Source organism: Actinoallomurus sp. CA-150999 (genome assembly GCF_050942425.1).
In the GTDB taxonomy this organism is placed as follows: Bacteria; Actinomycetota; Actinomycetes; order Streptosporangiales; family Streptosporangiaceae; genus Actinoallomurus.
Genome location: NZ_CP192063.1, coordinates 6,360,958 through 6,378,792, shown reverse-complemented (window position 1 = coordinate 6,378,792; position 17,835 = coordinate 6,360,958). Strand labels below are relative to the sequence as shown.

General features: G+C 72.1%; 17 protein-coding genes. 7 read left to right on the top strand and 10 right to left on the bottom strand.

Features of this window, described 5'->3' with window-relative positions; genetic code table 11:
• Positions 1 to 11: 11 nt before the first annotated feature.
• Positions 12 to 1,265, top strand: coding sequence for a cytochrome P450 (locus tag ACQP2O_RS29560; RefSeq protein ID WP_433170661.1), 1,254 nt, complete (start codon positions 12 to 14; stop codon positions 1,263 to 1,265).
• Here the strand turns inward: ACQP2O_RS29560 and ACQP2O_RS29555 are convergent, their stop codons facing one another.
• From ACQP2O_RS29555 to ACQP2O_RS29545, 3 genes are all read right to left on the bottom strand, one after another.
• Positions 1,266 to 2,528, bottom strand: a complete 1,263-nt coding sequence (locus tag ACQP2O_RS29555) for a cytochrome P450 (protein ID WP_433170659.1) — start codon at positions 2,526 to 2,528, stop codon at positions 1,266 to 1,268.
• Positions 2,529 to 2,746: 218 nt separating this feature from the next.
• The gene (locus tag ACQP2O_RS29550; protein WP_433170657.1) at positions 2,747 to 3,343 is read right to left on the bottom strand and encodes an N-acetyltransferase family protein; all 597 of its coding nucleotides are present in this window, start codon (positions 3,341 to 3,343) and stop codon (positions 2,747 to 2,749) included.
• Positions 3,340 to 3,753: a winged helix-turn-helix transcriptional regulator gene (locus ACQP2O_RS29545; RefSeq protein WP_433170655.1), complete on the bottom strand. Its 414-nt coding sequence runs from the start codon at positions 3,751 to 3,753 to the stop codon at positions 3,340 to 3,342. Before ACQP2O_RS29545 ends, ACQP2O_RS29550 begins: the two co-directional genes overlap by 4 nt.
• A 112-nt stretch (positions 3,754 to 3,865) precedes the next feature.
• Here ACQP2O_RS29545 and ACQP2O_RS29540 point away from each other — a divergent pair, with 112 nt between their 5' ends.
• Positions 3,866 to 4,801 carry an NADP-dependent oxidoreductase gene (locus ACQP2O_RS29540; RefSeq protein WP_433170653.1) on the top strand — a complete coding sequence of 312 codons (936 nt, stop codon included), beginning with the start codon at positions 3,866 to 3,868 and terminating at the stop codon, positions 4,799 to 4,801.
• Positions 4,802 to 5,098: 297 nt separating this feature from the next.
• Here the strand turns inward: ACQP2O_RS29540 and ACQP2O_RS29535 are convergent, their stop codons facing one another.
• Positions 5,099 to 6,466, bottom strand: coding sequence for an RNA polymerase sigma factor (locus ACQP2O_RS29535; protein WP_433170651.1), 1,368 nt, complete (start codon positions 6,464 to 6,466; stop codon positions 5,099 to 5,101).
• Between the two features lie 276 nt (positions 6,467 to 6,742).
• Entirely contained in the window at positions 6,743 to 6,958 is a 216-nt protein-coding gene (locus ACQP2O_RS29530; RefSeq protein WP_433170649.1) for a hypothetical protein, read from the bottom strand.
• A 436-nt stretch (positions 6,959 to 7,394) separates the two neighbouring features.
• On the opposite strand from ACQP2O_RS29530, the gene ACQP2O_RS29525 reads away from it, so the two are divergent.
• Positions 7,395 to 7,817, top strand: coding sequence for a ribonuclease domain-containing protein (locus tag ACQP2O_RS29525; protein ID WP_433170647.1), 423 nt, complete (start codon positions 7,395 to 7,397; stop codon positions 7,815 to 7,817).
• On the opposite strand, the gene ACQP2O_RS29520 is transcribed toward ACQP2O_RS29525, so the two are convergent.
• Positions 7,814 to 8,050 carry a hypothetical protein gene (locus ACQP2O_RS29520; RefSeq protein ID WP_433170645.1) on the bottom strand — a complete coding sequence of 79 codons (237 nt, stop codon included), beginning with the start codon at positions 8,048 to 8,050 and terminating at the stop codon, positions 7,814 to 7,816. The genes ACQP2O_RS29525 and ACQP2O_RS29520 overlap by 4 nt on opposite strands.
• Before the next feature lie 94 nt (positions 8,051 to 8,144).
• Between ACQP2O_RS29520 and ACQP2O_RS29515 the strand changes: the two genes are divergently transcribed.
• Positions 8,145 to 8,552: a ribonuclease domain-containing protein gene (locus tag ACQP2O_RS29515; protein WP_433170643.1), complete on the top strand. Its 408-nt coding sequence runs from the start codon at positions 8,145 to 8,147 to the stop codon at positions 8,550 to 8,552.
• On the opposite strand, the gene ACQP2O_RS29510 is transcribed toward ACQP2O_RS29515, so the two are convergent.
• Positions 8,549 to 9,730, bottom strand: a complete 1,182-nt coding sequence (locus tag ACQP2O_RS29510) for an AMP-binding protein (protein ID WP_433170641.1) — start codon at positions 9,728 to 9,730, stop codon at positions 8,549 to 8,551. The genes ACQP2O_RS29515 and ACQP2O_RS29510 overlap by 4 nt on opposite strands.
• A 212-nt stretch (positions 9,731 to 9,942) precedes the next feature.
• On the opposite strand from ACQP2O_RS29510, the gene ACQP2O_RS29505 reads away from it, so the two are divergent.
• From ACQP2O_RS29505 to menD, 3 genes are all read left to right on the top strand, one after another.
• Positions 9,943 to 10,842 (top strand): 1,4-dihydroxy-2-naphthoyl-CoA synthase, encoded by a 900-nt coding sequence (locus tag ACQP2O_RS29505; RefSeq protein ID WP_433170638.1) that lies wholly within the window; start codon positions 9,943 to 9,945, stop codon positions 10,840 to 10,842.
• A 78-nt stretch (positions 10,843 to 10,920) separates the two neighbouring features.
• Entirely contained in the window at positions 10,921 to 11,874 is a 954-nt protein-coding gene (locus ACQP2O_RS29500; RefSeq protein WP_433170636.1) for an o-succinylbenzoate synthase, read from the top strand.
• Positions 11,871 to 13,532, top strand: a complete 1,662-nt coding sequence (gene menD / locus ACQP2O_RS29495) for a 2-succinyl-5-enolpyruvyl-6-hydroxy-3-cyclohexene-1-carboxylic-acid synthase (protein WP_433170634.1) — start codon at positions 11,871 to 11,873, stop codon at positions 13,530 to 13,532. Before ACQP2O_RS29500 ends, menD begins: the two co-directional genes overlap by 4 nt.
• 245 nt (positions 13,533 to 13,777) lie before the next feature.
• Here menD and ACQP2O_RS29490 read toward each other — a convergent pair whose 3' ends face one another.
• From ACQP2O_RS29490 to ACQP2O_RS29480, 3 genes are read right to left on the bottom strand one after another with little or no spacing between them, the layout of a single operon-like run.
• Positions 13,778 to 15,562 carry an ABC transporter ATP-binding protein gene (locus tag ACQP2O_RS29490; protein WP_433170632.1) on the bottom strand — a complete coding sequence of 595 codons (1,785 nt, stop codon included), beginning with the start codon at positions 15,560 to 15,562 and terminating at the stop codon, positions 13,778 to 13,780.
• Entirely contained in the window at positions 15,559 to 17,391 is a 1,833-nt protein-coding gene (locus ACQP2O_RS29485; RefSeq protein ID WP_433170630.1) for an ABC transporter ATP-binding protein, read from the bottom strand. The genes ACQP2O_RS29490 and ACQP2O_RS29485 overlap by 4 nt, the downstream gene beginning before the upstream one ends.
• The gene (locus tag ACQP2O_RS29480) at positions 17,388 to 17,810 is read right to left on the bottom strand and encodes a MarR family winged helix-turn-helix transcriptional regulator (protein WP_433170628.1); all 423 of its coding nucleotides are present in this window, start codon (positions 17,808 to 17,810) and stop codon (positions 17,388 to 17,390) included. The genes ACQP2O_RS29485 and ACQP2O_RS29480 overlap by 4 nt, the downstream gene beginning before the upstream one ends.
• Positions 17,811 to 17,835: the final 25 nt, after the last annotated feature.

The window sequence follows — 17,835 nt, the reverse complement described above, 5'->3', positions numbered from 1 at the left end:
GGAGCGCGTTCATGGCCACGCCATCAGTGGTGCCCGACATCCTGTCCCCGGAATTCGCCGCAGACCCGTATTCGGTCTACCGCATGATGCTGGAAGAATCTCCATTGATCAGGCAGGAGTCGAGCGGCGGTTACGTCATCTCACGCTATGAGGACGTGCAACGCGCCTTCCGGGACCCGGTCTTCACCACCGACAACTACGAGTGGCAGCTCGAGCCCGTGCATGGGCGGACCATTCTGCAGATGAGCGGCCGGGAGCACGCCGTGCACCGCGCGCTGGTGGCACCGGCGTTCCGCGGAAACGAACTCCAGGAGAAATTCCTGCCGGTCATCGAGCGCAACTCCCGCGACCTGATCGAGCGTTTCGCCGACCGTGGAACCGTCGATCTGGTCGCGGAATTCACCACCCGGTTCCCGATCAACGTCATCGCCGACATGCTCGGCCTGGACACGGCGGATCACGACCGGTTCCACCGGTGGTACACCGCCATCATCGCGGTCTTCGGCAACCTGGCGGGCGACCCGGAAGTGGCGGCGGCCGGTGAGCGGACCCGCCGGGAGCTGGGCGAGTACCTCATTCCGATCATTCAGGAGCGCCGGGCGAACCCAGGGGACGATCTGCTGTCGACGCTCTGCGCCGCCGAGATCGACGGCACCAAGATGACCGACGACGACATCCGTGCCTTCTGCAGCCTGCTGCTCGCCGCGGGCGGCGAGACCACCGACCGTGCCATTTCCAGCCTCTTCCGTAACCTCCTCGAGCACCCCGACCAGCTCGCCGCCGTACGCCGCGACCGCACGCTCATTCCGAAGGCGTTCGCCGAGACGCTGCGGTACACCCCGCCGGTGCACATGGTCATCCGCCAGGTGGCCGAGGACGTCACGCTCAGCGGCGGCACCGTGCCCGCCGGCGGCACCGTCGTGTGCGCGGTCGGCGCCGCCAACCGCGACCCCCGGCGCTATTCCCGTCCGGACGTGTTCGACGTCTTCCGCGACGACCTGGCGGCCTCGACCGCGTTCTCCGCGGCGGCGGACCACGTGGCCTTCGCCCTCGGGCGTCACTTCTGCGTCGGCGCCATGCTGGCCAAGACCGAGGTGGAGGTGGCGGCGAACCAGTTGCTGGACGCCATGGACGACATCGCGTTCCGGGACGGGGCCGCGCCGACCGAGCAGGGGGTGTTCACCCGCGGCCTCGTGACGCTTCCCCTGGCGTTCCGGCCGGTGGCGGCCGGCGCCGCGGTGACGGAGCCGAGCGCCACTGGTTGATCAGACGGAGACGTACGTCGGGGTGAATCTCACCGGCAGGGAGACCAGGCCGCGCATCCAGACGGACGGCGACCACTCCAGGTCCTCGGCGTGCACCGCCAGCCGGAGGTCCGGAAGCCGGTCGAGGAGCACCTCGACCGCGGCCTGGCAGATCACCTCGGCGAGCTCCGGTGCCGGAATCGGACACCGGTGCTCGCCGTAGCTGAACGACATCATGGCCTGGTTACCGGTCGCGACCTCGGACGCGGGGCGGACCTGCGGGTCGCTGTTGGCCGCCGCCAGGCCCAGGACGAGCAGGTCACCGGTGTTGATCTGCCGTCCGCCGAGTTGCACCGGCCGGGCGGCCCAGCGGCCCAGGTAGTTCTGCGTGGGGGTGTCCTCCCACAACACCTCGTTGAGCGCCTGGCCGACACTGCGGCGGCCACCCGAGATGTTCATGGAGAACCGGTCGTCGGTCAGCATCAGCCGGACGGTGTTGCCGATCCAGTACGCCATCGGCTGCTGGGCGGCGGTCATCACCAGGACCAAGTCGGAGATGAACTCGTCTTCCGTCAGGCCGGCGGGATGGTTCAGCACGCGCGTGACGAAGTCCGAGCCCGGATGCTCGCGCTTGTGCGCCACCAACCGTTGCATCGTCGCGACGATGCCCTGGTACGCCTCGAGCGCGCCCTCGTCTCCGTTGACCGTGGTCATCATGTCCCGCAGCAGGCCCGGTGTCTCCGCCTCCGGCAGACCGAAGATCTTGGCGACGGCGAGTAGCGGCAGCGGGTGCGCGTACTGGGCCATCAGGTCGGCCCCACCCGAAGCGGCGAACGTGTCGATCAGGTCGTCCGCGATCCTCTCGGACTGGTTCCGCAGGTCGAACTGGTCGACGTCGAACAGGCCGTCGCTGATCGCACCCGCCCGGCGCCGATGATCGTCGCCTTCCGCGAACAATGTGGAGGGCTGGTAGCCGACGAACGGCATCAGCGGCCAGTCGGGCGGGATGTTGTCCCATTCGTTCCAGCGGCGGGAGTCGCGGGCGAAGATGTCCGGGTTGCTCAGCACGTGACGGACCTCCCGGTAGTCGATCACGAACCAGGCGGGGATGTCGCCCTCGATCACCACGGGAACGACCGATCCGTGCTCCTGCCGCATCTCGCGGTACAACTCCGACGGATTCCGCAGAAATCTCGGCCCGTACAGGGGCACGGCGCCGGAGTGGGCGGGGCAGCCGCCCGAGGAAGCGTCGGCGGGGGCGGTGGCAGGTCGAGGGTCGGTCATGGCCTTCTCCGATGATGCGTTCAGATCCGCTGGCGGCGAGCGCCGGCGCGATGTCACGGTTCGCGTACGGCAGACTACGATCACGAGCCGCCGAGGGCCAGAGCCGGGAGGAATCCCACGGAAACCACGTCGAAGACCTGGAACCGTCGGTCCTCCCCGAGGAGAGTGTCGTGTGGGTCGGTCGCGTCACCGACCTGACAGGACAGAGCGCCTGGCGGTCACGGCCGCCTTCGCCGGGGAGACGAGCCGGGACCGTCGGGCGGCGAGCCGCGCAGGATGACGTGCGGCGGTCGTCCCAGCTCGAGGAACATCTTCACGTCGTCGTAGCGCTCGTCGCCCACCTCGATGGCGTTCGGCAACCGGCCCCACTCGCGGAAGCCGAGCCGCTCGTACAGCTCGATCGCGCCGTGGTTGTTGCCCCGCGCACCCAGGATCAGAACCTCGATGCCGTTCGTGCGGGCGTCGTCGATGAGCGCCTCCAGGACGAGCCGGCCGAGCCCGAGCCCACGCGCCATCGGGTGGGCCATGACCTTCTGCACCTCCGCCTGATGGCGGAAGACGTCGGTGGCGCCGCGCCGCCACAGGCCGCCGGCGGCCACCTCGCCGTCGAGGATGGCGAGAGCCAGGGCGGCGTCGCCGGCCCGGGCGCGGTCGAGGACCTCGTCCAGCCATCGGTCGGTCTCCGCCCGGTCGGGCGGGGTCAGCCAGCCGACGGCCCCACCGAGCTCGACGACGGAGTGGATCATGCGGTGTACGCCGGCGCGCAGGCGCTCGTCGGCTTCGGTCGGCCAGTGGATTTCGATGCGGGGACTCACGGTCGCCCATTGTCCCCGGTGGCGTCGTAGGCCGCGCGGGCGGTGTGCACCTCCTCGATGTGCGTCTCGGCCCACGCCTTGGCCGCCTGGACCAGCGGCAGCAGGCTCACGCCGAGCGGGGTCAGCTCGTAGTCGACGCGGACCGGCACGGACGGGGTGACGGTGCGGGTCACCATCCCGTCCCGTTCGAGCGCGCGCAGCGTCTGGGTGAGCATCTTCTGGCTCACACCCGCGATGGTCCGGCCCAGGTCGCTGTAGCGCCGCGGGCCGTCGGCGAGCGCGTTGAGGATCAGGGTGACCCACTTGTCGCTGATCCGGTCCAGCAGGTCACGAGCGGGGCAGGCGGCCATGTACGCGTCATAGGCGGCGCGGGCCTCGGCCCGTCGCTGGGCGGCGGTCTGGGTGGGCATGGCGCTCCCATTGGTCCGTTACGCACTTCTGGGTACGTACTTACCGATGGAGAGTAGCAGCCCGTAGGTTCGCCGTGTCATGCCGATCCACGCACGCAGAGAGGACCACACCATGCGCGCGGTCATCGTTCGTTCCTACGGAGGTCCGGAGGTCCTGGAGCTCGCCGAGGTCCCGGTCCCCGAGCCGGGCCCAGGGCAGGTCCGCATCCGCGTCCGCGCCGCCGCCGTCAACCCCGTGGACCTGGCCACCCGGGCCGGGCATCTCGTCCAGGGCGGGCTCATGGCGCCCCGGGACGTGACCGGTCTCGGCTGGGACGTCGCCGGTGTCGTCGACGCGGTCGGCCCGGCCGTGGCCGGGTTCTCGCCGGGGGACGAGGTCATCGGGCTGTCCGACCGGCTCGACGTCGCCCTGGGTACGCACGCCGAGCAGGTCGTCCTGGACGCGCCCGCGGTGGCGCGAACGCCGGCCGGGCTGTCACCGGAGGCGGCGGCCACCCTCCCGCTGAACGTCCTCACCGCCGACCAGTCCCTGGACTTCCTCGACCTGCGGGCCGGGCAGACCTTGCTGGTCACCGGCGCGGCAGGCGCCGTGGGCGGGTTCGCCACCGAGCTGGCGGCGCTGCGCGGGATCCGCGTCGTCGCGGTCGCTGGCGCGCAGGATGAGGAACTCGTCCGCGGCCTGGGCGCCGAGATCTTCGTGCCCCGCACGCGCGAGCTGTCGGCGGCCGTCCGCTCGGCCGTGCCCGGCGGCGTCGACGCCGCACTGGACGCGGCCGTCGTGGGGCCCGCCGCGCTGGAGGCGGTACGGAACGGCGGGGCGTTCGCCGCCGTCGTCGGTGGGGCGGCCCCGGTCCCGCTGCGCGGCACCCGGGTCGCCAACGTGTGGATCAGCGCGGACGGACCGCGCCTGGCCGAGCTGGCCCTGCTCGCCGCCGACGGGCGCGTCACGCCGCGGGTCGCGGGCACGTTCCCGCTGGCGGACGTGGCCACCGCTCACCGGCTCCTGGAGAAGGGCGGCGTGCGCGGCCGCCCGGTCCTCATCCCCTGAGGACCGGGCAGCGGTGCGACGGCTCGCCGGGAGCGTGTCCTCGCCGGCCGGTCGCACGCCGTGGGCGGCGGTCCAGGCCGGGAGGGTGAGGGTGGCGGTGTAGCCGGAGGTGGTGTTGCCCGGCAGGACCGACGCCGCGGCCGCGAGGCCTGCGCCGCCCATGAGCAGGAGCGCCTGTGTGAACACGCGGCCGTGCCACCCCGCCCGGCGGACTGATCATGCCGTCGCCGGCGAGAACGCGAGGGCCCGCCGGGAGCGGTGCTCCCGGCGGGCCCTGGTGCGGTCGGGTCGGTCCGCTCAGCTGGCGAAGTCGAGCAGCGGCTGGGCGTTGCTCGGGTGCCGCAACTTGGACAGCGACTCCTTCTCAAGCTGGCGGATCCGCTCGCGGGTCAGCCCGAGGTGCTTGCCGATCTCGTCGAGCGTGCGGGGCGTGCCGTCGTACAGCCCGAACCGCATCGCCATGATCTTCTCCTCGCGCGGAGAGAGCACGGACAGCGCCCGGCGCAGTTGGTCGGCCATCAGCTGCCGGTCGACCAGCTCGGACGCCTCCGGGCTGTCGGTGTCCTCGATGAGGTCGCCGATGCGGGTCTCACCGTCCTCGCCGATCGTCGAGTCGAGACTGATCGGCTGACGGCTCGTCCGCAGCAGCTCCTGGACCTGGGCGGGGCTCTTGTCGAGCTCCACGGCCAGCTCCTCCGGAGTCGGCTCGCGGCCGAGACGCTGATGCATGTCCCGCTCGACCCGGCTGAGCTTGCTCAGCATCTCCAGGACGTGGACGGGCAGCCGGATCGTGCGGGCGGAGTCGGCGAAGCCGCGCTGGATGGCCTGCCGGATCCACCACATCGCGTACGTGGAGAACTTGTACCCCTTGGTGTAGTCGAACTTCTCCACCGCGCGGATCAGGCCGAGGTTGCCCTCCTGTACGACGTCGAGCAGCGACAGGCCGCGGTCGGCGTACTTCTTCGCCACCGAGACCACGAGCCGCAGGTTCGCCTCCAGCATGTGGGCCTTGGCCCGGCGTCCGTCCTCGGCGACGAGCTCGAGGCCCTCGCGGTCGCTGTCGGACAGCTTGCCGGCGGTCTCCAGCTTGTGCTCGGCGTACAGTCCCGCCTCGATGCGCTTGGCGAGTTCGACCTCCTGGGCCGCGGTGAGCAGCTGCCTGCGGCCGATGGCCTTGAGGTAGGTGTGCACCGAGTCGCCCATGACCGAGGACTGGTCGTCCAGGTCGGTGGGGGCGTCCATCTCGAAGTCGTCGGATTCCAGCTCGCTGGCCGGGGTGTCCACCATGTCGGGCTCGGCCGGGGCCTCCGTGGCCGGTGCCTTCGGCTCGGTCTCGGCGGTCTTGGTCTTGGCCGCCGTGGCCTTCGTCTTGCCGCCGGTGGTCGTGGCAGAGCTCTTGGCGCGAGAGGGCTTGGCCTTCTTGACAGTGGCCGTACCCTTTTTCTTGGTGGATGTGGCCTCGGCCTTGTCCTCACTGGCCAGCCGGACTCCGGCGTCGGTCAGCTCGCGAATGATGGAGCGGCCCTGCGTGGGGGTGATACCGGCTTCCTGAAAGGCCGACCGCACCTCGTCCAGCGAGAGGTGCCCCTGGGAACGGCCACGGTCGAGAAGCTCCTCGAGAGGCGTAGGCCCTGCGGGCATGGTCGCAGCAGCGTTTCGCGGCATGAGGACACCTCCCTCCCTTCATCTCCTAGCGGTACGGGACGCGATGTCCGTTTTGCGTCGTGCTCTATGCTGAAACGCGCGATTGTGCCCAGGTTGTTCCCGCAGGGCGAAAAACTTCATGCGCGGCCGCGCCAGACGGCGCAGAGCCCCGCTCGCCCGCCAACCCCGCAGGCTATCAGCGCACGTCCTCACCTGCGATGACGCCCGACCGGCGCGTCGCATTCCCCTGTGACCGACGCCACGCCGGCCTCGACCGTCACCGGGACCGCATCGACCTCAGGAATGCGTCCGGATCGTCGCGACCTTCGACGTGCACGTGGTGATCCCACCCCGCGTCCCGCAGGTCCAGTGGCCGATGACCACCAGCCCCGCCGTTCCCTCGGCCGGAGTGTCGGGGTCGTTGTACTTCTCGAAGACCCGCATCGCCTCGACACAGGTCGTCCGCCCCCGTACGACCTGAACCTTGGCCCGTCCGCCGGTCACGGTCGTCACCTGCCCGCACTCCGTGCCGGGCCGGGCCGGGCGCGGCTTACCGGTGGGGGAGGGCGACGGCGTCGGGATCACGAGCGGCCGGCTCGGCCGCGCCGCCGGACGATGCTCACTCGAGCAACCCGCGACGGCGATCAACACCAACAGGGCGAATGCAGGGCGTACCACCACGGTCACGGATTCTCTCAGAGCCGCGGGCCCGCGGTGCCGTGGCCCCGCAACGCCGGGCGGGTCTCCTCGCCGATCAGACGCTCCCGGTGGTGGCGATGATCGGGATACCGCGTGACAGCCACATGCGTCCCCGGGGGCCCCGTCGTCGGCCGCGGTGACGAAGCGTCAGCAGAAGAATTCACTTTGTTTCCTGACGAAGATCTTTATCCGCGCGCCGCGAACGAAGATCATTAAGGGCGTGTTCCCCGCACCCTCGCAAGGAGGCTCCGTGCACATCCGCCTACGCCCCCGCTCCTCCTGGCCCGGCCGGATCGCCGTCACACTCGCGGCGACCGCTTCCGTGGCCGGCGTGGTCGGCACCATCCCGGCCGACGCGTCGGTCTACAAGTCCTGCACGATCTCAAAGAAGCAGTGCGCCGCCGCGCGCTCGGCACGCTCGATCTGGGCCTCGAAGGGCTATCCGACCCGCAGAGGCTGGAACCGCTGGCCGGTCGGAAAGAAGTACAACTTCGCCGGCGGGCGGTTCGACAACCGGGAGGGCGAGCTGCCCCGCGGCGCGACCTACTCCGAGTATGACGTGTACCCGAGGGCGAAGGGCGCTCACCGCGACGCGTTCCGGATCGTCGTGAACCGCAAGACCAAGATGACCTGGTTCTCGCCGAACCACTACACCGACTTCTACCAGCTCTAGTCCAGCCGGGATCCCTTCCGGTGCAGGCGCTCGAGGTCGGGTTCGCCGGAGGGGAGCAGCGGCAGCTCCTCGATGAGTTCGAGTCGCCGCGGTACGGCGTACCCAGAGGGCTCCGCGCGGACCCACGCGCGGAGCCCTCTGAGGCCGTGGACCAGACGCGTTGCGGCGCCGGCGATGATCCGGATACCGCGAGCACCGGCAGGCGCGGTGTCCCCTCCGTGACGATGAGGCAACGGAAGATTCACTCCTTCTTGGTACGTGGGGTCTTTATCGGCGGGCCGCGAGGAATGATCATGGCGGTGTCCGTCCCCCTCACAAGGAGGCTCCGTGCACACCCGCAATCCCCGCTCCTCCTGGACGACGCGCCTCGCCGTGACGTTCGCCGCCGCGTCGGTGACCGGAGTGGTCACCACCATCCCCGCCCACGCGTCGGTCTACAACTCCTGCACGATCTCGCGGTGCGCCGACGCGCGCTCGGCCAGCTCGATCTGGGCCTCGAAGGGCTACCCCACGAGCAGTGGCTGGTACTCCTGGCCGGACGGGAAGTACAACTACACCGGCGGGCGGTTCGACAACCGGGAGGGCGAGCTGCCCAGCAACGGCACCTACAACGAGTACGACGTGTACTCGCGGGCGAAGGGCGCCCACCGTGACGCGTACCGGATCGTCGTGAACCGCAGCAGCGGTGTGGTCTGGTTCTCGCCGAACCACTACACCGACTTCTACCAGCTCTAGTCCGCCCGGAACGCACCGCGGCGCAGGCGCTCCAGGTCCGGTTTGCCGGAGGGCAGTAGCGGAAGCTCCTCGACGAGCTCGAGCTGACGCGGTGCGGCGTACGTGGGGAGCTCCGCGCGGACCCACGCGCGGAGCTCCTCCAGGCCGGGCGGGTCGTCGCCCGGGACGATCACGGCGGTCACGCGTTCACCCCACTCGGGGTCGTCGCGGCCGACGACGGCGACGTCCCGAACGGCGTGATGGCGGGCCAGCACCGCCGCGACCTCGCCCGCCACGACCTTCTCCCCGCCGGTGATGATCACGTCGTCGGCCCGGCCGCGCACGCGCAGCCGCCCGTCCTCGAGGGCCCCGAGGTCCTGTGTGACGAACCAGGCGCCGTCGCGTACGGCGGCGGTCAGGTCGGGCCGTAGCCGGTAGCCGGTGAACAGCACCGGCCCGGCCAGCCGGATGCGCCCGTCGGCGCCGATGTCGACGGAGACGCCGTCGAGCGGGACTCCGTCGTAGACGCAGCCCCCGCACGTCTCGCTCATCCCGTACGTCGTGAAGACCCGGGCGCCGCGTGCGCGCGCCGTCTCGACCAGTCCGGGGGACGCCGCCGCCCCGCCGAGCAGGATCGAGCGGAAGCCGCCCAGGTCGACGTCCGCGTCGAGCAGACGGCGCAGCTGGGTGGGCACCACCGAGAGGTGGGCGGCGCCGGACCCGGCCACCCGTTCGACGTCGAAGCGCGGGTGGATCACCGGGTCGGTGCCGGCCACCAGGGATCGCACGAGCACCTGGACCCCGGCGATGTGGCTGGGCGGAAGGCAGCACAACCAGCGTTCGCCCGGCCGCGCGGCCACCCGCGAGAGCGTCGCCGACGCCGAGTGCCGGAGCGCGGCCGCCGACAGCTCCACGACCTTCGGGGCACCGGTCGACCCCGACGTGGCGATCAGCACGGCGGTGTCACCCGCCACGGCGGGGCCCGGCGCGCAGCCGGCGCCGCAGTCGTACCGCTGCCTCCCGGCGTCGGTCTCCACCCAGGTCGGACGCAGCGCGTCGAGCAACCTGCCGAGCGCGGGAGCGGGCAGCTCCGGGGAGAGGGGGCAGATCGCCGGACCGCTTCCGTCGAGCGCCGCCTCGAGACGGCGGAACAGGGCGGGCCCGGGTGGCAGGACGACGGCGTGCAGGCTTCGGCTCATGACGACGATCAGCTTAGCCCGGTGCCGACCCCTCATCGTTGAGAGTTAAATTACTGTGTAAAGGCGGGCGGCGAGACGCGATCTCACCGTCGTGATGCAATCTCACCGTGCGGATCCGAGGGAACCGGCTGCGAGGCGGCGAGCCGGAGGCGCTTGAATAGAGCGGGCGCCTGCAGGCGGCGGGCCGCCGACGGGCTGGAAGGGAACACCGCATGGTCTCCGAGCTGTTCGACCCGGACGCGTGGAAGACGGTCGAGGGCTTCGACTTCACCGACATCACGTACCATCGCGCGGTCGACCAGGGCACGGTGCGCATCGCGTTCGATCGGCCGGAGGTCCGCAACGCGTTCCGGCCGAACACCGTCGACGAGCTGTACCGGGCGCTGGACCACGCCCGGATGTCCAGCGACGTGGGATGCGTGCTGCTCACCGGGAACGGCCCGTCGCCCAAGGACGGCGGGTGGGCGTTCTGCTCGGGTGGCGACCAGCGGATCCGGGGCCGCGACGGCTACCGGTACGCCGAAGGCGAGACGGCCGACACCATCGACCCCGCGCGCGCCGGCCGGCTGCACATCCTGGAGGTGCAGCGGCTGATCAGGTTCATGCCCAAGGTCGTCATCTGCGTCGTGCCCGGCTGGGCGGCCGGCGGCGGGCACAGCCTGCACGTCGTCGCGGACCTGACCCTCGCCAGCCGTGAGCACGCGCGGTTCAAGCAGACCGACGCGGACGTCGCCAGCTTCGACGGCGGGTTCGGCTCGGCGTACCTCGCCCGGCAGGTCGGGCAGAAGTTCGCCCGGGAGATCTTCTTCCTGGGGGAGACGTACGACGCCGAGGCGGCGCACCGGATGGGCATGGTCAACGCCGTCGTACCGCACGCCGACCTCGAGCGGACCGCGCTCGAGTGGGCCCGGAAGATCAATGGCAAGAGCCCGACGGCGCAGCGGATGCTGAAGTATTCCTTCAACCTCATCGACGACGGTCTGGTCGGGCAGCAGGTCTTCGCCGGTGAGGCCACCCGCCTGGCGTACATGACCGACGAGGCCGCCGAGGGCCGCGACTCCTTCCTGGAGAAGCGCGCCCCGGACTGGTCTCGTTTCCCCTGGTACTACTGACCGTCCCGTGCACGGGTGGGGCGCACGCGGCTCTAAGGTAAGGCGGGAGGAAGCGTCTTCGGACAGGGGGTCAGGCCATTGCGCGCGTTCGCGATCCCGATGCGCACGCGGTTTCGCGGGGTGACACGGCGAGAGGGGATGCTGGTCCGCGGCCCGGCCGGATGGGGGGAGTTCTCCCCTTTTCCGGAGTACGGGGCGAAGGAGTGCGCCCGCTGGCTCGCCGCGGCCCGTGAGGCGGCGCATGACGGATGGCCCGCGCCGCTGCGGCCCCGGATCCCGGTCAACGTCACCGTCCCGGCCGTCGACCCGGAGACGGCCCACCGGATCACCCGCGTCTCCGGCTGCCGTACGGCCAAGGTGAAGGTCGCCGAGCCCGGGCAGTCCGAGGCGGACGACCTGGCACGCGTCGAGGCGGTCCGGGACGCGCTCGGGCCCGGAGGGAAGGTCCGGGTCGACGCGAATGGCGCCTGGGACCCCGACACCGCCGTCCGCATGCTCGGGCTCCTGGGCGAGCTGGAGTACGCCGAGCAGCCCTGCGCGACGCTGGACGAGCTCGCGCTCGTACGCCGGCGGGTGGACACGCCGATCGCGGCCGACGAGTCGATCCGCCGCGCCGAGGATCCGCTGCGGGTCCGTGCCGTCGAGGCCGCCGACGTCGTCGTGCTCAAGGTGCAGCCGCTGGGCGGGGTGCGCGCCGCGCTGCGCGTGGCCGAGGCGTGCGGGCTCCCGGTGGTCGTCTCCAGCGCGGTGGAGACCTCGGTCGGGCTGGCCGCGGGGGCCGCGCTGGCCGCCGCCCTGCCCGAGCTGCCCTACGCCTGCGGGCTGGGGACCCTGGCGCTCCTGGAGGGCGACGTCGCCTCCGACCCGCTGGCCGTGACCGACGGCGCGATCGACGTGCGCCGGCCCGAGGTGGACGAGGACGCCCTGCGCCGGTACGAGATCGACGGTGCGGCCTGGCGGCGCCGGGCGGCCGAGGCACAGGAGGAGCTGGGCGGCGCCCCGCCGGCGACGAACTCAAAGGCGGTGCGATGAACCCGGCGACCGCGCTGGCGGCCGTGCTGGTCGACGAGCTGATGCGCTGCGGCCTGAGCGACGCGGTCCTGGCGCCCGGCTCGCGGTCGGCGCCGCTGGCCCTGGCGCTGTACCAGCAGTCGAAGATCCGCCTGCACGTCCGCATCGACGAGCGGTCGGCGTCGTTCCTGGCGCTCGGCATCGCCAAGCGCAGCGGCCGCCCGGTCGCGCTGGTCTGCACGTCCGGCACCGCCGCCGCGAACTTCCACCCGGCCGTGGTGGAGGCGCACGAGGCCGGTGTGCCGCTGCTCGTGCTGACCGCCGACCGGCCGCCGGAGCTGCGCTACACCGGCGCGAACCAGACCATCGACCAGATCAAGCTGTACGGCTCGGCGGTCCGCTGGAGCTGCGAGGTCGGCACGCCCGAGGAGCGCCCCGGAATGGTGGCGTACTGGCGGTCGCTGGCCAGCCGCGCCTGGCACGTGGCGCAGGAGCCCGACCCGGGCCCGGTCCACCTGAACGTCGCGTTCCGCGAGCCGCTGATCCCCGACGGGGACGAGGACTGGTGCGAGCCGCTCGACGGCGACGTCACCGGCGCCTGGACCAAGGTACGGGCGGCGACGCCGGGCTCGGTGCTGCACGTTCCCCCGACCCGGCGCGGGGTCCTCGTCGTCGGCGACGGCGCGGTGAACGTCAAGCGTTACGTCGCGGCGGCGTCGATGGCGGGCTGGCCCGTGCTGGCCGAGCCCAACGGCAACGCCCGCTACGGCGACCACGCCCTGTCGGCACATCACTTCCTGCTGGGCGTGCCGGAGTTCGTCGACCGGCACCACCCGGACGTCGTCGTGACGCTCGGCAAGCCGGGGCTGTCCCGCCCGCTGCTGTCGTTCCTGCGCCGCGCCGAGCAGCACGTCGTCGTCTCGCCGTCGCTGGCGCGCTGGCCCGACCCCGTGCGGTCGGCGACGCAGGTGGCGCAGGAGGCGGAGATCCCGGTCGTCTCGGGTGACGACTCGTGGCTGAAGTCCTGGCGGACGGCCGACCTCATCGCGCGCAACGCCGTGGACGGGGTCCTGGAGGCCACCGACGACCTGACCGAGCCGCGACTGGCTCGCGACCTCGTGGCGGCGATCCCCGGGGGCTCGCTCCTGCTGGCGGCGGCGAGCATGCCGATCCGCGACCTCGACCAGACGATGCATCCGCGCCGGGGCATCCGCATCCTCGCCAACCGGGGGGCGAGCGGCATCGACGGGCTGGTCTCGACGGCGATCGGGGCGGCGCTGGCGCACGGCAACCGGTCCTACGCCCTGCTGGGCGACCTGGCCTTCCTCCACGACCAGAACGGCCTGATCATCGGCCCGCAGGACCAGCGTCCCGACCTGGCCATCATCGTGATCAACAACGCCGGGGGCGGGATCTTCTCGCTGCTGCCGCAGGCCACGTTCCCCGAGCCGTTCGAGCGGGTGTTCGCGACGCCGCACCAGGTCGACATCGCCTCGATCGCGGCGGCGCACGGCATCCCGTACGCCCGGTTGGAGTCCCTGAGCGACCTGCCGAAGGTCGTGGCGAAGGAGGGCCTGCGGATCGTGGAGGCGCGGACCGACCGCGTGGCCAACGCCGAGTTCCACGCCCGGATGCGCGAGGCGGCCCACGACGCGGTCCGGACGCTCCTGGGCGTCTGACCGTCCGGCACGGCCCGCGCGGCGTTCACCTGTGCGTCGCGGGTCGTGCGGCGCGGTCCATACGACGTCGTCCGCGCGGCGCGGTCCGTCCGGTCTCGCCCGCGCGGGGCGGTCCGTGCGGCGTGGTCTGTCCGATCTCGTCCGCGCGGCGCGGTCCGTCCGGTGTCGCCCGTGCGGGGCGGTCCGTGCGGCGTCGCCTCGTGTGGTCTCGCCGGCGCGGTCTCGCCTGCGCGGCGCGGGTCCGCTCAGCCGGTCTCGTACGCCCTGGCCTGCAGGGTGAACAGCTGGGCGTAGCCACCTCCCTGGGCGAGCAGCGTCTCGTGGTCGCCGACCTCCGTGATGCGGCCGCCGTCCAGCACGATGATCAGGTCGGCCGTCCGCACGGTGGAGAACCGGTGGGAGACCAGCAGGGTGACGCCGCCGGTCCGCTGCCCGGTCCGGGACAGCTCGGCGAACCGGCCGAACAGCTCGGCCTCGGCGGCGGGGTCCAGACTCGCGGTCGGCTCGTCGAGGACGGTCAGCAGCGGTTCGGAGCGCATGAGCCCGCGGGCAAGTGCGATCCGCTGCCACTGGCCGCCGGACAGCTGCTCGCCGCCGGTGAACCAGTTACCGAGGGGAGTGGCGAGCCCGTCGGGCAGCCTGGCCGTCAGGCCGTCGCCGCCCGCGGCCGCCAGCGCGGAGCGCACCGCCTCCTCGTCCTCGACGCGCGGCAGGTCACCGATGCCGACGGCCTCCCGGGCGACGAGGCTGGGACGGACGAAGTCCTGGAACACCGCGGTCGTGCGGGCGCGCCACTCGCCGGGGGACAGAGCGGCCAGGTCGATGCCGTCGACCAGGATCCGCCCGGCGGTCGGCCGGTACATCCCGGTGAGGAGCTTGGCCAGTGTCGTCTTGCCGGCGCCGTTCTCGCCGACGATCGCGATCGTGGCCCCGGCGGGGAGGTCGACGGTGAGGTCGTGCAGGACGTCATCGCTCTTTTCGGGGTAGTGGAAGCCCACGCCCTCCAGGCGGATGCCCGTGCCGAGCCGGTCGGGGACCCGCGCCGTGGCGGGGGTGCTGGTCTCCTCCGCGACGTAGTCCTCGAGCCACCGCAGCCGCCGGGCCGTGCGGAGCGCCGTCGCCAGCGACCCGGCGGTGTCGGAGGCGCCCGCGACCTGGCGCTGGGCGCGCCGCATCAGGCTGATCGCCATGACGACCTGGCCGGGAGAGGCGTGCCCGTGCGCCGCGCGCAGCACCAGCACGATGATGACGGCGACGAAGGCGACGGCGTACCCGGCCCAGCCCAGGGCCTCCCACGCCGCGCTCCGGATCGCTCCCCGGACGTCGCGTCGGCGGGCGTCCTCGGTGAGCGCGGAGTGACGGGCGGCCAGGGCGCCGGTGACGCCGTACGTGCGCAGTTCCTTGGCGGTGCCGGCCGTTGTCGCGAGCGTGAACAGGTCGCCGATCAGCCGCTGGACCGGGGCGAGGTCGTCGCCGGTGCGCGCCTGGACGCGGGCGGCCCGCCGGTCGGCGAGCGCGGGGATCAGCCCGAACAGCGGCATCAGCATGACGGGCGGGTACACGGTCGCCAGCAGCACCATGATCGCGCCGCTTCTGATCACCACTTGCCAGGCGCGCAGGAGCTGCCGGGGAGCCGAGGCCAGCGTGCGGCGGTTGTCGCGGAGCTGGTCGATCTCCGACAGCAGGTCCTGGCGTTCGAAGTGCTCCAGCCGGGGCGCGGTGCTCACCAGGAGCGCGATGCGTTCGGAGACGAAGCGGTTCAGGCGGTCGGTGAGCGTCCAGTTCCCGGTGACGGACAGCGTCCCGACGGTCGTCGACACGGTGAACAGCAGGGCCACGATGACCACGCCGGCGACGACCTCGCCGGAGCGATGGTCGAGGGCCCCGTCGACCATGGAGTGGAAACCGATGGGGAAGGTGGCCGAGGCGACGGCCGAGACGGTCGCGGCGACGACCGCCCACACCAGCGTCGCGGGGGCCGCCCGCCAGGCCGTGCCGATCAGTATCGCGATGGTGCGGATGCCGCTCACCTGCGTGCCTCCCGGGCGAAACGTGCGGCCTGGACCGTGAACATCTCGGCGTAGGCGCCGTCGGCCCGGAGCAGCTCGTCGTGGCTGCCGAGCTCGGTGATGCGGCCTCCGTCGAGAACGGCGATCCGGTCGGCCTTGCGGACGGTCGAGAAGCGGTGCGAGATGATCAGGCTCGTGGCGCCCTCGGTGATGGTCAGGAACCGGTCGTAGAAGCGGGCCTCGGCGCGCACGTCGAGCTGGGCCGTCGGCTCGTCGAGGACCAGCACCCCCGCGCCGCGTTCGACGGCGTACAGGGCGCGGGCCAGCGCGATCCGCTGCCACTGCCCGCCGGACAGGTCGCGGCCGCCGTCGTACTGCGCGGACAGGATGGTGTCCCACCCGTCCGGCAGGTCCGCGACCAGGTCGGCCGCGCCGGCGCGGCGCGCCACCGCCGCCAGGACGTCGGTGTCCGCCGGCTCGCCGTCCAGGGCCATCGTGACGTTCTCCCGCGCGGTGAGCGGCAGCCGGGTGAAGTCCTGGAACACCGCGGAGACGTGCCGCTGCCAGTCGCGCACCGGGAACTCCTCCAGGGGAACGCCGTCGACGAGGACGCGGCCCTCGGTCGGGGTGCGCAGCCCGGCGAGCAGGGTGATGAGCGTGCTCTTCCCCGCTCCGTTGACGCCGACGATGGCGGTGGACCGGCCCGCCTCCAGGACGAGGTCCAGGTCGTGGAGCACGTCGTGGTCGGCGCCGGGGTAGCGGAACGAGACGCCCTCGAAGCGGATCTCCCGACGGGGTGTTCCGGCGACGGTCCGTCCGCCGCCCGCGGGCGGGGGAGGGGGCCGTAGGTCGGTGGTCAGCGCGTCGAGGTCGGGGACGGACGACAGCATGGTCTCCAAGGCGATGTCGGCCGCGGTCAACCCGCCGACCTGCAGGGTGGCGGGCAGCATGGTCAGCATCGTGACGAGGGTGCCGAGGGGGATCGTGTGCTGGTACGCGGCCGTGCCCAGCGTCACCGCGGCCGTGCCGTACCCGGCCAGGACGGCCACGCTGGACAGGGCGATCCGCCGGTTCAGCCTGCTGATCTCGTCCGCGGCGGGCCGCATCGCCTCGGTGTTGCGATCGCCGTAGCCGGCGACGAGCCAGCGGCCGAGGCCGAAGACCCGGACCTCCTTGGCGGCGGCGGGCCGGAAGGCGAGGTGCAGGTAGTACCAGCTGCGCCGCAGCGGCTCGGTGGCCTTCCGGAACATCGCGATCCGCATCTGGACCAGCGCCCGGAGCGGCTGCCGGACCAGCAGCCACATCACGAACAGGCCCAGCCCCAGCCACCACCGGAACCCGGCCAGGACGAGGCAGGCGAGCGCCCCCGACAGCCGGTCGCCGAGCTGCCCGATCAGCGTCATCGCCGCCCCGGCCGGCTCGTACGCGGACAGCTCGCCCTGCGCGGACGCCAGCCGGTCGAGCACGGCGGGGTCCTCCAGGTGCGCGATCCCGGCCGGCGCGGAGACCGCCTCGATCAGCCGTCGCTGCTGCACCGCGCTCATCTTCGCCCGCACCATCGCCGTCAGGACGTCCTCGGCGGGGCCGCGCAGCAGCGACAGGGTGTACAGCGCACCGGCCACGACGAGCCGCGCCAGCAGCACGTGCCCGTCGTGGGAGCCGAGCCCGGACCGGACCGCGCCCGGGATCGCGCCGATCGTACGGCCCATGGCGATCAGGACCAGGTTCGGGACGAGACCTTCGGCGATCATGAAGACGAGCGCGCCGGTCAGCAGGCCGGGGGAGTCGGCCGCCAGAGCCCTCAGCACGCGATAGCGGGGCGAGGCCCGCAGCGCGTCCAGCGCCCTCACGACTCCTCCCACGAGGCCAGCGACTCCATCAGCGCCCCCGCCAGCCGCAGCAGCTCCCGCTCGGTCGGCGTCAGCCGCTCCATGGCCTGCTCCAGCCACGCGACCCTCGGCCGCAGATGGTCGGCCAGGCGCTCCCGCCCGGCGTCGGTGAGCCTGATCCGCAGCCGCCTGCGGTCGGCCTGATCGGGGACCCGGTCGATCAGACCGTCCTCTTCCAGCCGTGCGAGAGTCCGCGTCATCGTCTGCGGCTCGACCTTCTGCCGCTCGGCGAGCGCTCCCGGGGTGAGCGGCCCGGACCCGTCGAGGTGGCTCAGCACGCTGACCATCGACAGCGTCAACCCGTCACGCGGCCGCTCGGCCCGTGCCCGCTGCGCCAGGCTCGTCGCGCCGCGGAACACCACCTCCGCTGTGTCATCCATGAGAGCGCAATGTAGTTCGCACTTA

Excerpts from the sequence above, each read along its gene's own strand:
- ACQP2O_RS29545 (WP_433170655.1), bottom strand. The coding sequence starts at position 3,753 with ATGCCCACCCAGACCGCCGCCCAGCGACGGGCCGAGGCCCGCGCCGCC.
- ACQP2O_RS29505 (WP_433170638.1), top strand. The coding sequence starts at position 9,943 with ATGGTCTCCGAGCTGTTCGACCCGGACGCGTGGAAGACGGTCGAGGGC.
- ACQP2O_RS29540 (WP_433170653.1), top strand. The coding sequence starts at position 3,866 with ATGCGCGCGGTCATCGTTCGTTCCTACGGAGGTCCGGAGGTCCTGGAG.
- menD (WP_433170634.1), top strand. The coding sequence starts at position 11,871 with ATGAACCCGGCGACCGCGCTGGCGGCCGTGCTGGTCGACGAGCTGATG.
- ACQP2O_RS29510 (WP_433170641.1), bottom strand. The coding sequence starts at position 9,730 with ATGAGCCGAAGCCTGCACGCCGTCGTCCTGCCACCCGGGCCCGCCCTG.
- ACQP2O_RS29535 (WP_433170651.1), bottom strand. The coding sequence starts at position 6,466 with ATGCCGCGAAACGCTGCTGCGACCATGCCCGCAGGGCCTACGCCTCTC.
- ACQP2O_RS29555 (WP_433170659.1), bottom strand. The coding sequence starts at position 2,528 with ATGACCGACCCTCGACCTGCCACCGCCCCCGCCGACGCTTCCTCGGGC.
- ACQP2O_RS29480 (WP_433170628.1), bottom strand. The coding sequence starts at position 17,810 with ATGGATGACACAGCGGAGGTGGTGTTCCGCGGCGCGACGAGCCTGGCG.
- ACQP2O_RS29560 (WP_433170661.1), top strand. The coding sequence starts at position 12 with ATGGCCACGCCATCAGTGGTGCCCGACATCCTGTCCCCGGAATTCGCC.